Origin of the sequence: Oceanobacillus sp. FSL W7-1293 (assembly GCF_037969815.1) — a bacterium.
GTDB lineage: Bacteria > Bacillota > Bacilli > Bacillales > Amphibacillaceae > Oceanobacillus > Oceanobacillus oncorhynchi.
The window spans coordinates 3,887,883-3,901,237 of record NZ_CP150212.1; the positions used below are offsets into that span (position 1 = coordinate 3,887,883).

General features: G+C 40.0%; 11 protein-coding genes and 1 pseudogene. All 12 read right to left on the bottom strand.

What is annotated here, in order from left to right; all coding sequences use genetic code 11:
- Positions 1-316: 316 nt before the first annotated feature.
- Positions 317-2,164: an oligopeptide ABC transporter substrate-binding protein gene (gene opp4A / locus MKY65_RS19025; RefSeq protein WP_339179609.1), complete on the bottom strand. Its 1,848-nt coding sequence runs from the start codon at positions 2,162-2,164 to the stop codon at positions 317-319.
- 113 nt (positions 2,165-2,277) lie between these two features.
- Entirely contained in the window at positions 2,278-3,171 is an 894-nt protein-coding gene (locus MKY65_RS19030) for an ABC transporter permease (RefSeq protein WP_339179611.1), read from the bottom strand.
- A gap of 30 nt (positions 3,172-3,201) precedes the next feature.
- A complete protein-coding gene (opp4B, locus tag MKY65_RS19035) occupies positions 3,202-4,164 on the bottom strand; it encodes an oligopeptide ABC transporter permease (protein WP_042530042.1) in 963 nt (320 codons plus the stop codon).
- Between the two features lie 7 nt (positions 4,165-4,171).
- Complete coding sequence (locus MKY65_RS19040) at positions 4,172-5,104, bottom strand: ATP-binding cassette domain-containing protein (protein ID WP_193065373.1); 933 nt, start codon at positions 5,102-5,104, stop codon at positions 4,172-4,174.
- Positions 5,091-6,098: an ABC transporter ATP-binding protein gene (locus MKY65_RS19045; RefSeq protein ID WP_339179615.1), complete on the bottom strand. Its 1,008-nt coding sequence runs from the start codon at positions 6,096-6,098 to the stop codon at positions 5,091-5,093. The genes MKY65_RS19040 and MKY65_RS19045 overlap by 14 nt, the downstream gene beginning before the upstream one ends.
- 993 nt (positions 6,099-7,091) lie before the next feature.
- A complete protein-coding gene (gene ilvA, locus MKY65_RS19050) occupies positions 7,092-8,108 on the bottom strand; it encodes a threonine ammonia-lyase (RefSeq protein WP_339179617.1) in 1,017 nt (338 codons plus the stop codon).
- A gap of 77 nt (positions 8,109-8,185) precedes the next feature.
- Positions 8,186-8,767: a 3-isopropylmalate dehydratase small subunit gene (leuD, locus tag MKY65_RS19055; RefSeq protein WP_339185313.1), complete on the bottom strand. Its 582-nt coding sequence runs from the start codon at positions 8,765-8,767 to the stop codon at positions 8,186-8,188.
- Between the two features lie 12 nt (positions 8,768-8,779).
- A complete protein-coding gene (gene leuC / locus MKY65_RS19060) occupies positions 8,780-10,186 on the bottom strand; it encodes a 3-isopropylmalate dehydratase large subunit (RefSeq protein WP_339179620.1) in 1,407 nt (468 codons plus the stop codon).
- Between the two features lie 51 nt (positions 10,187-10,237).
- Positions 10,238-11,344 (bottom strand): 3-isopropylmalate dehydrogenase, encoded by a 1,107-nt coding sequence (leuB, locus tag MKY65_RS19065; RefSeq protein ID WP_339179623.1) that lies wholly within the window; start codon positions 11,342-11,344, stop codon positions 10,238-10,240.
- A 343-nt stretch (positions 11,345-11,687) separates the two neighbouring features.
- A pseudogene (locus MKY65_RS19070) lies at positions 11,688-11,771 on the bottom strand (hypothetical protein); the annotation flags it as partial.
- The gene (ilvC, locus tag MKY65_RS19075) at positions 11,746-12,828 is read right to left on the bottom strand and encodes a ketol-acid reductoisomerase (RefSeq protein ID WP_339185315.1); all 1,083 of its coding nucleotides are present in this window, start codon (positions 12,826-12,828) and stop codon (positions 11,746-11,748) included. The gene ilvC and the pseudogene MKY65_RS19070, both read right to left, overlap by 26 nt.
- Complete coding sequence (gene ilvN / locus MKY65_RS19080; protein WP_339179626.1) at positions 12,828-13,355, bottom strand: acetolactate synthase small subunit; 528 nt, start codon at positions 13,353-13,355, stop codon at positions 12,828-12,830. Before ilvN ends, ilvC begins: the two co-directional genes overlap by 1 nt.

A 13,355-nucleotide genomic window follows, 5' to 3' on the forward strand; every position in this document is an offset into this window, starting at 1 on the left:
AAAATTCTAGCGAAAAAAGCTAAAACCGCCAATTCACCTCCCATCTAAAATTTCATCGAATTTTTGAGGAAGGAGTCCTCTTGGCTGAAATGATAGAAAACGTAAAACGATACTTGAAATAGACAAAACACGTAGCAGCCCGTGTTTTCTTGTACATTTAGAAATATACGTTTTAGCACCTCTATCAATGAAACAAACAGCCTCCGTCTGAGATTTTTGTGACACAGGATCAAAAGTGTCATAAATAAAGATTCATAACAAAGAATACCTCCAAAAGAAAAGACCCGCAGGCTGCGGGTCTTTCCCAGTCATTCTATTAAGGCAATACTGGTTCGTCCTGAGTCACACCAACTTCATAACGAAGTATTTCCTGTCCTTCTTGTCGAATATCCCAATTTACTACGCGTTCGTTAACCGGAGCTAATTCAGCACGGTAAACCGTTGGGAATACAGGCACTTGTTCTACCATATATTCTTGCCACTCACTATACACTTCTTGTCGATATTCTAGATCCATCGCTTCTGGAGAAACTCCTTCTTCTAGAAGACGTGTATTTTCTTCATCCTCCCAGCGAGTGAAATTATATATTACATTTGGTCCCCATAAGCCTGTCGGGTCAACATCCGTTCCTACTGACCAAGCAGCTGAATAAACATCAATGTCTGGATCATCATTACCCTGCTGTCCAATTCGATCATAGAAATCATTAAATTCTAATAAACGTCCATCAATTTTTTCTACCTTAATTCCAACTTGTTCCCATGATTGGATATAATAATTTGCTAAAGGTTCTGCGGTGTCTCCACCCTCCATCGTTGCATAATTAAGCACTAGCTCTTCTCCGTCTGGATTTTCACGGATACCATCTCCGTCTACATCTTCATAGCCGGCTTCATCTAAAATTTGATTTGCCATATCCGGGTCATAAGTTGGCGTTTCAATAGAATCATCATGATAAATTTCATAGAAAGAAGGCATTAATGTGGTTGCATTCCAACGTAATCCATTATAAAAGCGTTCTCCTACAGCATCATTATCTACTGCATACCACATTGCCCGGCGTAATTCGACATCGCCGACTTTTGAATTTTCTAAATCCATATCTACTTTTCCATTCTCATCATCCCAGGTTCCCATTTTAAAACCGACATATGAATAAGATCTGTCGAGTCTTCCTAAGAAATCTACATTTGTTAACGAATCTACTACATCTGGATATTGATCTGTAGGGAAAGAATCCACCATATCTACTTCTCCAGTTTCCAAGGCCTGTACGACAGTTTGAGGAGCAATTACTTTTAGTGTTACTTTATCTAAAGAAGGCTCGCCTCTCCAATAATCTTCATTTTTTGTATAGGTTACAGACTCACCTGGAGTGATAGATTCCACTTTAAACGGGCCAATCCCAATCGGGTTTTCACGTACCGCATCAGAAGAAGACATATCTGCTACTGGAATATCTTCAAAGATATGTTTTGGTAACGCATAAGACCATATTCCGCCTGAAAGTAAGGAAGGTGTTGCTTGCTTAAAGGTCATTTTCAACGTTTTGTCGTCAATAATCTCTAATCCTTCAATACTGTCTGCTTCCCCATCATGATATTCTTCTGCACCGACGAGGTTTACAACATCCCCGTAACGCGGACCGTCATAATCTGGGTCAGCTATAACTTCAATGGCAAATGCCCAATCCTCTGCAGTTACTGGTTCGCCATCATGCCAATTAACTTCATCACGAATTGTAAAAGTAAATTCATTTCCTTCCTCATTGACCTCAAATTGAGCTGCACCCTCTTGAGTATAAGTGAACGTATCGTCAACTTCTAAAAGCGCCTCATCGAACCAATCAATTACTTCCGAATCATATACGTCTGAATAAAAATTAAAATTCAAGGTTCCAGCAAAAACGGTATCTGATACAAGTCCAAAATTCAACTCTCCGCCATCCATTGGCTCCCCTTCTTTAGTAGGACTAAAATCAGCTATATCATATATCTCACCATCAGCTTCTCCTGAATCATTATTTTCTTCTGAACCGCTATCTCCGCTGTCTTCGCCTCCGTCACCCTCAGCATCATCAGAACCGCCGCTGCAGGCTGCAAGTACAAGAAGTAGAACCAACATCATTGCAAATAAAAGCTTGCTAAATTTTGCTTTACTCATCCTTGTAAACCTCCCTTTTAATTATATTTCTTTTACGCCGGCAAGGACTACCGGCAATATATACTAAACACCAAGCTGCTGTAGGCAATTGATGTAAGTAACAAAATAAATTTCTAACCTCTCCGCTGTCTTGCATCTGCCGCACGCCGCAATGCTTCTCCGACATTACGTACACTTAGCATCAATAATAGAATCAATACTGCAGCCGGCACCCATATCCACCAGCGAAATTCCAATGTTTGCGGATTTGTTGCATAAGCTAATAATGTTCCTAAACTCGGCGTATCCTCTGGAAAACCAAATCCTAGAAAGGATAATCCAGACTCTATCCCAATATTTTGCGCTAAATTTAACGTCATCGTTACGATAATTAACGATGTAATGTTGGGTAAAACCTGTTTAAAAATAATGCTAAAGTTAGAAGAGCCTAATGTTTTCGATGCTTGTGCATAATCAAGCTCTTTCTCCTGCAATGCTTTGGAGCGGATTAATCTTGCTATTCCCATCCAGTTAAAGGCTGCCATAATGACAGCGAAAGTGAAGATATCATAACTCGGTGTCATCGTTACAAAAACAATAATAATCATTAGAAATGGCAATACCATAAAGAAGTCGATAATACGCATCATGAAATTATCGATGTGCCCTCCAAAATAACCAGAGACAACACCAAAAGCGATTCCGAATACACCGCTTATAAATGTTACTAAAAACCCAATTGCCAAAGAATTACGTGTGCCAATAATTAATTGGCCAAATACATCACGTCCGCCATAATCTGTTCCTAATATAAATTGGTCAGAAGGCGGTTCATTAATAGCAAATAAGTCTACCGTCACAATTTCTGCTCGATCTAGAAATAAAGAAATTCCAAATACAAAAGCGGTAATTAAAATTAAGAAAATCAGTGAAACCAAAGCCAGTTTATCCCGAACCAACTCTCTTAATAAGATATTAAGGGAAGAAGGACTCTTTTGTTCAGCAATTTTAGCCGTATTAGCTTCCATATATTATTCACCTCAGTGTCTGTCAAAATTCTATTTAATACGGATCCTCGGATCTACCATACCTAAGATAATATCCGATAATAAAGCACCTAAGATGCTGGCAATACCGAATAATAAGGTAAGTGCTGTCACAACACTAAAATCACGCTGCCCGATTGATTCTAAGAATAAAAGCCCCATCCCTGGATAACCGAAAATCCTCTCGACAAACACAGTACCTGTAATTAAAGATGTGATTTCCCAGCCAAAGAAAGCTGCAATCGGCAGGACTGAGTTCCGGAAAATATGTCTGTTATAAACACGGTTTTCAGAAGCTCCCTTTGCTCTTGCTGTAATAATAAAATCCTTTTGCTTTGTATCAACAATTTCACTTCTTAAATATTGCACCGTGCCGACAACAGAAATCAATGCGATGGATATTCCTGGTAAAAGTGAATGATTTAATTTACTCAGGTAATATTCCATTGTCCCGGGTTGCATTCCAGGAGCCACACTGCCACTTGTCGGAAACCATCCCAGCTGGTACCCAAAAATCCAAAGAATAACTAAAGCGAATATAAAAATAGGTGTAGCAAAACCAAGGTAGGTGTAGCCTGTAATTGCTGAGTCCAAAGGCGAATCATTATAACGCCCGCTGATAAGTCCAAGCGGGATGGCAATTAAATATGTAAATACAAGTGCAACAACAGATAACAGGACTGTATTATTTAATCGCTCAGAAATGACCGCTGTTACATCCGTTTTAAATCGATAGGACTGTCCTAAATCTCCCTGTACCAGGCCAGTAACCCAATCTGCATATTGGATATACCATGGATTATTAAGCCCTAACCGCTCACGCTGAATTTCCAAAGCTTCCTGTGTAATCGTCGGATCAATCAGACCGGTGAGTGCATCCCCAGGCATAAGCTGTGCCATAATAAATACAAGTACACTTAAAAATACAATTTGGGGAAATGTAATTAATAGCCTTCTAACAATAAATTTCCACATAGACGAATCAACCTTTCTCTGGCAAAGCAACTTTATGAGTGCTAGAAATAGACTGAAGACCGAAAGCCAGCCCGTTACCGTCAAAATACCTATCATAAGACTCACGATATTCTTTTGCTATTTCTTGCCGGAATTTAAATTGCCTCTCACGATTTTTAGGATCAATATCGGGAATAGCTGCAATTAACCGTTTTGTATAAATGTGCTGTGGGTTTTCAAAGATGTCTTTTGTGCTGCCCTGTTCCACATACCTTCCTTTATACATGATTGAGATATTGTCACACATATGCTTTACCACTCCCAAATCATGGCTGATAAAGAGATAGGTTAGATTCAATTCTTTCTGGATTTCCTGAAGAAAATTAAGCACCTGCGCCTGTACAGAAACATCCAAAGCAGACACAGGTTCATCTGCAATAATCAGTTTCGGTTTTAAAGCAATCGCTCTGGCAATTCCGATACGCTGTCTCTGCCCGCCAGAAAATTCATGCGGATACTTAAAAATACTGTCAGAACTCACATTAACGATATCTAAAAGCTCCTGTACACGTTTCCTCTCTTCTAATTTCGATAATTTTTCATAGTTCCGAAGCGGCTCTGCCACAATGTCCAATACCCTTTTCCTCGGATTTAACGAAGAATAAGGATCTTGAAAAATCATTTGGACATCTTTTCGGAAGTCTTTGGTTTTTGCTTTTTTATCAGTAACGTCTTTTCCATTAAACAAAACTTGTCCAGAGGTCACATCTTCCAAACCAATAATCGCACGCCCTGTGGTTGATTTTCCAGAACCGGATTCTCCTACCAATCCATATGTCTTCCCTTGCTCCAGTTCAAAAGACACCCCGTCAACCGCACGTATATGGTCAACTGTTCGATTTAAAATTCCACCCTTAATCGGGAAGTATACTTGTAAATCTTTCACCTCAAGAAACGCCATTTTCCTGTTCCTCCTTATTATCCGGGAAGTAAAAATGCTTATAACAAGTACATCTGACAAAATGCCCAGGTTCCACTTCATGTAAGTCTGGGTTCTCCTCATGATGAGATGCATCGACCCAAGGGATACGCTCTGCAAAACGACAGCCTGTTCTCGGCAGGTTTTTTAACGTCGGCACAACACCTTGAATCACATGAAGCCTGTCCTGTCCTTCTGTCGGCACCGAATTTAATAAGGATCTTGTATAAGGATGAAGCGGATTAGCAAACAACTTATCCACAGGTGCTATTTCTACAATTTGCCCAGCATACATAACCGCCACCCGGTCAGCCATTTCCGCAACAACGCCTAAATCATGAGTGATCAAAATAATCCCTGCATGTATTTTTTGTTTTAATTCTTGGATTAAATCAAGAATTTGCGCCTGAATCGTCACATCCAAAGCAGTAGTCGGCTCATCAGCAATCAACAGCTCTGGATCATTGGCAATTGCTATTGCTATAATGACACGCTGTCTCATCCCGCCGGATAATTCATGCGGAAATTGCTCATAAACTCGCTCTGGCCTTGGAATGCCTACTAAATTAAGCAATTCAATCGTACGTTTCTTTCTGCCCTGCTGCCCCAGTTTTTTATTATGCAAAAATAAGTTCTCTTCAATTTGTCTGCCAATCGGCATCAATGGATTTAACGCAGTCAGCGGATCCTGGAAAATCATCGCCATCTCGTCTCCACGTATTTTATTTAGCTTCGATTTTGGCATCTTAACAATATTTTGATTATTTAACGAAATTTCTCCCTCTATTTTCGCTCTCGTGTGTAAACGCATGATTGAAAATGCTAAGGCACTTTTTCCTGAACCGGATTCTCCAACAATCCCCAATACTTCATTTTTATTCAACGTAAGCGTTACATCATCCACCGCTGCGTAATATTCATCGCCGATCCGAAAAGATGTTTTAAGGTTTTTTATTTTTAGCAGTTCATTACTCAAACCTGTATCCCCCTTACTCAAATTGTATTCTCTACGATGTATGCTTTTCTCCGTTTAAATTCTCAGCCCCTTCCTTTTCGATTGTTGAATACTCAGATGACAAAAATTTGAGTAATTTCTGAATAAAAAAATGCATGTACATTCATTCATTTTAATTAATTCCTAACTAAAAAGATACGTACAAACATTTCTGGTCTAAGCTCTGCTCTTCTACTAAATCATATCTGTTATTATCACGGAGAACCGTCCATTATCTCCCTGAATCACTTAACTCCCACTGAGTGAAGTTTCGTTTTATAATTGCTGCAGCAATCATCTATGATATAAATCTAGTGCACCGATTAAGCGACTGTTTTATCTCGTATAACATTATGTAGTATGATAAAAGTATAACTGTTGAAATTTTTCTGAAAATTGTCCGTAAATAAACGAGAATTTTATCGCTTTAACACAGTAAAATCTATTCTATTTTTCTCTCATCTCTGGCTCTTCTAAAATATTGCATTTTTGTTTCAAAAAGTTAAAGTTCGAAAACTTATCGTAAACAAACCTTAATATACTTTGAAATTATAGTTTATAACCTCCCTAAAATCAATAGGTTTTGGCAAAAAATAAAATTGGAAACGATTTACATTTTCCCTTTACGTCATTAAAATCCTTTAAAACCAAGGGCTTATTCCAATAATTTACTTCAAAAATCGGAATAATTTTTTTAATTTTTTCCTTCTTATTTCGTGTCGTTTTATCAAATAGAATCATCTATATATCGTCACTTTTAACATATATTAACAATCACTGAAAGGTAAATATACTTTCAATTAAGGGTAAAAATGGATATTCGAAAGAGTATACAGTATCTATTTTCCTGAACTATCTGAGCAGATGCAACAAAATTTGATTTTATCTGCAGGCAATACGATTATTTCTGTCATTTTTCATGACACCAAAAAAACTTCATCCCATAAGGTCTCCCTCACAGAATGAAGTTTCATTTTACAAAGCGACATATGATTTTACTTTTTTTGGCTTATACTTTTCGGATAACTCTTGAATTCGCTGCATGTTCCCGATATCGAGGTTCCCACCACTCACGATGACTCCGCAATGTCTAGAACGAAGCTGATGATGATGTGCGAATAGGGCTGCCAGAGCGGCTGCTCCAGCTCCTTCCATCAATGTTTTATTCCGTTCAAGCATATATATAATCGCTGCAGCAATTTGTTCATCAGTTACAGTGACAATATCATCCACATATTCCCGGATGATCGGTAAAGTATGCTTTCCGGGTTCCTTTACTGCAATGCCTTCTGCAATGGTGTTCACCTGCGTCCATTTTTTCACCTGTTTGGTGCGGTAGCTGTCATAAATAGCGGCAGCTCCTTCAGCCTGTACACCAATGATTTTGATATTTCGGTTAATATGCTTAGCAGCAACTGCAATGCCGCTGATTAAACCGCCGCCGCCAATTGGTACTAAAATCGTATCGATGCGGTCTTCCTGACGCAGCAGCTCCATAGCAATAGTACCTTGTCCAGCCATAATATCATGATCGTCGAAAGGATGAATATAGGTTGCGCCAGTTTTCAGCTGATGCTCCAGTGAGGCCTGATAAGCTTCTTGAAAGCTCTCTCCTGTCAGGATAACATCTGCCCCATAATTTCTGGTTGCATTCACTTTCGCAAGCGGTGTGCCTTCTGACATAAATATTGTTGCCTTCACACCTAATTTAGAAGCGGCATGTGCAACTCCTTGCGCATGGTTTCCGGCAGATGCAGTAATAACACCATTCTCAAGCTCTTCATCTGTCATTTGCATCAGTTTGTAGCTTGCGCCCCGAAACTTAAATGCACCCGTTTTTTGCTGATTTTCCATCTTACAATAGACATGCTTCCCTACTAATTCATCTGTTGTATGTGATGTTAACAGCGGTGTTTGATGAACAATCGGCTTTAATTTCTTCCATGCTTGATATACTTTTTCACCAGTTAAGCGATCCCCAAGTGAATCCACACTCCTTCAGTCCTCTTATTCATTATAGTTTTCTATCTATCTCTCTATTTTCTCATAATTAAAGCTGCTTATCATCTCTAAGCACGTTTTTCTTCAAATGCTTGAATCGCATCTTCTTCTAAAAGCGTCAGTGCGATATCGTCCCAGCCGTTAAGAAGCTTTTCCTTATGGTAAGCTGGAATATCAAAAGAAACAACCGTGCCATCTGCATCTGTAATTTTCTGATTTTCTAGATCAACATCCAGGGTTAAGCCATCTTCCGCTTTTTTCATCCATTGCTGCACCTGTTCTTCATTCATCTTTATTACTAATATGCCGTTTTTCAACGAATTATTATAAAAAATATCGGCAAAGTCCGGAGCAATGATTACTTTAAATCCGTAATCCTCCAATGCCCATGGTGCATGCTCACGGGAGGAGCCGCAGCCAAAATTATCGCCTGCTAAAAGCACTGTAGCATTTTCATATTTGGGCTGATTTAAAACAAAATCATCACGTAAGTTCCCGTCATCGTCAAAACGCCAATGGAAAAATAAAAATTCACCAAATCCGGTGCGTTCAATTCGTTTTAAAAATTGCTTCGGTATAATCTGATCTGTATCTACGTTACTGCGATTTAACGGAGCAGCAATTCCTTTATGCTCTTTAAAAGCTTCCATCATCTACTCCTCCTAGCTCGGTACTCCCACATATTTTCTCACGTCTACAAAATGCCCTTCAATTGCTGCTGCTGCCGCCATTTCTGGACTTACCAAGTGTGTGCGCGCCCCGTTTCCTTGTCTTCCTTCAAAGTTCCGGTTTGACGTTGATGCACATCTGCCGCCAGCAGGGACAATATCATCATTCATTCCCAGACACATACTGCAGCCTGAATTTCTCCACTCAAACCCGGCATCTATAAAGATTTTATCAAGACCGATTTCCTCTGCCTGCTGTTTTACCAAAAATGACCCAGGTACCACGATTGCTTTAATACCATCTTTTACCTTCTTGCCTTCGACAATTTTCGAGGCTTTTTTCAGGTCGCTCAATCGGGAATTCGTACAAGAGCCAATAAAGACATGGTCGACATGAATCGATGTGATCGGCTGATTTTCTTCTAAATCCATATAGGTCAGAGCACGTTCTACTTCGTCCGGATACTCTGAGTCGGCAATTGTCGGTGTAGAAGCATTGACTGGCACGCCCATTCCAGGGTTTGTTCCCCACGTCACCTGTGGTTCAATTTCGTCTGCATAGATGGTAACGGTATGATCATATTCAGCACCCTCATCTGTAGCCAGTGCTAACCATTCTTCTGCTAAAGCTTCAAAAGCTTCTCCTTCCGGAACCATTTCACGACCGCGAAGGAATTCTACAGTTGTTTCATCCGGACTGATTAAACCGGCACGTGCGCCAGCTTCAATGGACATATTACAAATCGTCATTCTTTCTTCCATCGTTAATTTACGAATAGCGTCACCAGTGTATTCCATTACATATCCTGTTCCAAAACGAACGCCGAATTTTGCAATAATCGCCAGAATCAAATCTTTCGCTGTCACTCCAACGCCTAAATCTCCAACGACTTGAACATTCAATGTTTTAGGTTTGTCTTGCCAGATTGTCTGTGTTGCCAGAACATGCTCTACTTCACTGGTTCCAATCCCAAATGCAAATGCTCCAAATGCTCCATGTGTGGATGTATGGCTATCCCCGCAAACAATGGTTTTTCCCGGTTGGGTTAAACCTAACTGCGGCCCAATGATATGGACAATCCCTTGATCCGGATGATACATATCCGCCAGCTTCACGCCAAAATCGGCACAATTCTTTTTTAGAGCTTCCATTTGTTTTTTGGAAATTTCGTCCTTCATGTTTTCTCTGTTAATAGTTGGAACGTTGTGATCCATTGTAGCAAAGGTTAAATCCGGACGCCTTACCTTTCGTCCATTCAGCCTTAAACCTTCAAACGCCTGCGGAGACGTTACCTCATGAACAAGATGCTGGTCGATATATAAAAGAGCCGGCTTTCCTTCCTCTTCTTTTACAACATGCTTATTCCAAATTTTTTCAAATGCTGTCAAAGCCTTTCCCAATTTCTACACCTCCGAAACGATACATATCGTCTTTAAAATAGTTCAACTTCCTTATACATAAGAGCTACAAATTGAATCAGAAATACACTTTGTCGTTAAATTTTCGATAATCGCTTCTGTTATTTCATCTGTACTCATTTGTTTGCCATCTTTAATTTTTAAATCTGCTGTATGATAGCCCTGCTCCAGGCAATCCATCACCGCGGATTCGATTGCTTTCGCTTCTTCCTGCATCCCCAGGGAGTATTCCAGCATTAATGCCGTGGATAAAATCATGCCGATTGGATTCGCAATTCCTTTTCCAGCGATATCAGGAGCTGAACCATGGACCGGCTCATACATTCCTAAACCGTCTGTGCGGACACTTGCTGATGGAAGCATGCCCAGTGATCCTGTCAGAACCGAAGCTTCATCGCTTAAAATGTCGCCAAATAAATTCTCTGTGACAACTACATCAAATCCGCTTGGATTGGTAATCAGCTTCATTGCAGCGGCATCTACCAGTAAATGCTCTACCTTTACATCTGGATAATCTGTTGCTTTTTCATTCACGATTTCTCTCCAAACCCGGCTGGATTCTAATACGTTTGCTTTGTCAACAGAAGTTAAATGCTTATTGCGGATTTGTGCAGATTCAAAACCCTTTTCTACGATTCTTTCAATCTCATGTCTTGAATAAGCGAGTGTATCTACCACGTCTTCTCCATTGTTTCTGCGTTCACTAGGTTCGCCGAAATACAAACCTCCAGTCAATTCACGGACAATCATCATATCAGAATCTTTGACGATTTCTTCTTTTAAAGGAGAGGCATGTAACAGGGCCGGGAATGTCTTCACAGGACGCAGATTTGCAAATAAGCCTAACCCTTTACGAATTCCCAGTAATCCTTTTTCCGGTCTGAATTCCGGTGGCTGATTATCCCATTTCGGACCTCCCACTGACCCGAGCAAGACAGCATCTGCTTCGTTACATGCATGAAGTGTATCATCTGGCAATGGCACACCATAACGGTCAAGAGCATCTCCGCCAATTGCACACTCCTGGAGAATAAACCGATGATGATATTCACTTTCAATCGCTGCGAGTACCTTTTTTGCTGACTCCATAATTTCTTTACCAATTCCATCTCCAGGTAACAGGACAATTTTCTTTTCCATTATTATTTCTCCTTCTTCTTACTCGTGAACGAGCTGTTTAATAGTAGTATTCTTTTGAACAAAGTAACATTTCACCGCTTGAACAAATGCATTTATGGAAGTTTGTCGAAACACGTCGCATCTCCTGCAAATCATTCGGCATCTCCAAATTTCCCTTTCACCTATCAAAACCTGTTTACACCTGTTTCGACAATTTCCTCAGGTGCCTTCTTTTGATTGATACGCTATATACAAACAGGGCTGCAAGGAAAACCTGAATAGCTGATTTCATACTTCCATTGAAGGAGGCTGGAAATCCAGCCTCCATTCAATCCCTCTTCTATTTTTCAAGCTGCTTAGATTATTAGTTTAAATTAACTCCTGGTGAATGCTCACCATCTTTAAGAGTCGTATCAAAGAACTTAATTTTGAGCTTGTGCTTTTTCATTTTTTTCCGAAACATCGTTAATTGGTTTTTTAACGAATGGCATTAAAGCACGCAGCTCTCTTCCAACAACTTCAATTTGATGTTGATTTTCACGACGGTTGATTGCGTTAAACTGCGGACGGCCTGTTTGGTTTTCAGAAATCCAGCCCTTCGCAAAGGTACCATTTTGGATATCAGAAAGAATATCCTTCATACGCTCTTTTGTTCCTTCATCAACAACACGAGGTCCAGATACGAAGTCGCCCCATTGTGCTGTATCGGAGATAGAATAACGCATATTTTCTAATCCACCTTCATAAAGCAGGTCAACGATTAGTTTTAATTCATGCAGACACTCAAAGTATGCTACTTCCGGCTGATAGCCTGCTTCTGTCAATGTTTCAAATCCTGCTTTCACAAGTGCAGTAGCTCCACCGCACAGTACAGCCTGTTCTCCGAATAGATCTGTTTCTGTTTCTTCCTGGAAGCTGGTTTCCAATACGCCTGCTCTTGCTGCGCCAATACCATAAGAATAAGCAAGTGCTACTTCTGTCGCATTCCCAGTATAATTTTGTTCCACACCGTATAATCCTGGTACGCCGGCTCCTTCTTCATACGTGCGTCGTACTAGATGTCCAGGTCCTTTTGGTGCTGCTAAGAATACATCTACATTTGAAGGAGGAACGATTTGTGTAAAGTGGATATTAAATCCATGTGCAAATGCTAATGCATTTCCTTCCTGCAAGTTATCCTTGATGCTTTCTTCATATACTTTTGGCTGCATTTCATCTGGAAGCAATACCATTACTAAATCAGCCTGAGCTGTTGCTTCTGCTACTGAAAATACCTCAAAACCGTCTGCTTCTGCTTTTTGCTGTGACTTTCCTGGACGTAAGCCGACGATAACATCGAATCCGGAATCTCTTAAGTTCATTGCATGTGCATGACCTTGTGAACCATAACCAATGATTGCGATTTTCTTATCTCTTAATACCTCTTGATTGATATCTTTGTTGTATAATACTTTTGCCATAATGTAATCTCCCTCTCGTCTTTGTCTATTATTATTTTTATCTATTATCCATGAGCTGAAATATTGTTCAGCTCACTAAAACCTTGTTCAGGTTGATAACCTCTTGGAAATGCTGTTAATCCTGTTTTTGTTAAATCTTTAATGCCATACGGCCGGAGCAATCCAATCAACGCATCGACCTTCTCCGGCTTGCCGGTAACCTGTATCATCAGGCTGTCTTTACTGATATCGATGACGTCTGCACGGAAGGCCGTAATCAGTGTCATAATTTCAGGTCTCGTCTGATTGTTTGCGACCACTTTTACTAAAGCAAGCTCCCTGGTCACAATAGCTTTGTCTGTGACATCTAAAACCTTAATGACATCAATTTGTTTATTCAGCTGCTTCGTTAATTGCTCCAGCTTCTGCTTATCCGAAATTTCGACAACAAATGTCATTTTGGAAATACCTTTTACATCCGAAGCGCCGACAGAAATACTTTCAATATTGAACTGGCGTCTGTGCAGCATGCCAGTGATTCGATTTAAAACCCCGCCGCGATCTTGAACGGTGGCAATGATTATCCGTTTCAT

Excerpts from the sequence above, each read along its gene's own strand:
- opp4A (WP_339179609.1), bottom strand. The coding sequence starts at position 2,164 with ATGAGTAAAGCAAAATTTAGCAAGCTTTTATTTGCAATGATGTTGGTT.
- MKY65_RS19030 (WP_339179611.1), bottom strand. The coding sequence starts at position 3,171 with ATGGAAGCTAATACGGCTAAAATTGCTGAACAAAAGAGTCCTTCTTCC.
- opp4B (WP_042530042.1), bottom strand. The coding sequence starts at position 4,164 with ATGTGGAAATTTATTGTTAGAAGGCTATTAATTACATTTCCCCAAATT.
- MKY65_RS19040 (WP_193065373.1), bottom strand. The coding sequence starts at position 5,104 with ATGGCGTTTCTTGAGGTGAAAGATTTACAAGTATACTTCCCGATTAAG.
- leuD (WP_339185313.1), bottom strand. The coding sequence starts at position 8,767 with ATGGAAGCTTTTAAAGAGCATAAAGGAATTGCTGCTCCGTTAAATCGC.
- leuB (WP_339179623.1), bottom strand. The coding sequence starts at position 11,344 with ATGGAAAAGAAAATTGTCCTGTTACCTGGAGATGGAATTGGTAAAGAA.
- ilvN (WP_339179626.1), bottom strand. The coding sequence starts at position 13,355 with ATGAAACGGATAATCATTGCCACCGTTCAAGATCGCGGCGGGGTTTTA.